This is a genomic window from Bradyrhizobium sp. 23AC (assembly GCF_054863025.1).
The window spans coordinates 1-414 of the sequence record NZ_JAVAYN010000080.1 but is presented as its reverse complement, the minus strand read 5'-3'; the positions used below and the strand labels follow the sequence as shown (position 1 = coordinate 414).

The 414-nt window shown below is 60.6% G+C and carries 1 protein-coding gene; it reads right to left on the bottom strand.

The genetic code is table 11. The annotated features are described in order from the left end of the window. The coding region (locus RAD10_RS41525; RefSeq protein WP_461621989.1) for a helix-turn-helix domain-containing protein at positions 1 to 324 on the bottom strand (324 nt) is incomplete at its 3' end. Positions 325 to 414 lie beyond the last annotated feature (90 nt).

Below are 414 nucleotides of genomic sequence, written 5' to 3'. Positions count from 1 at the left end.
ATGGACCGTTGATACTGCCGGCGAGTAATGGCCTTCTCGCTCGAGACAACGAGCTATCTTGCGAGCTCCCCATGCTGGATGAGCATCGCGTATCGCGATAATGCAGGCCTCCAGCTTGCAATCGGTCTGTCCCGGACTCGCATGCGGCCGCCGCGAGCGGTCCTCAATGTTCTGGTCGGCCTGCCATCGTGCAAGCCATTTGTAGCCCGTGTCGGGATGGATATTGAACCGTCGACAGAGCTCCCGCCGGTTCGCTCCCTCCTGCATCGCAAGCCGAACGAACTCCCGTCGCTGATCCATCACCGACACTTCTCGCCAGGGCATGGACTTGGCCTCCCACGCTGCCAAATCCATGCACTATGATGTGTCGGCCATGTCCCCGAACACCCGTCGGTCATGTCCCCGGGCTGAACA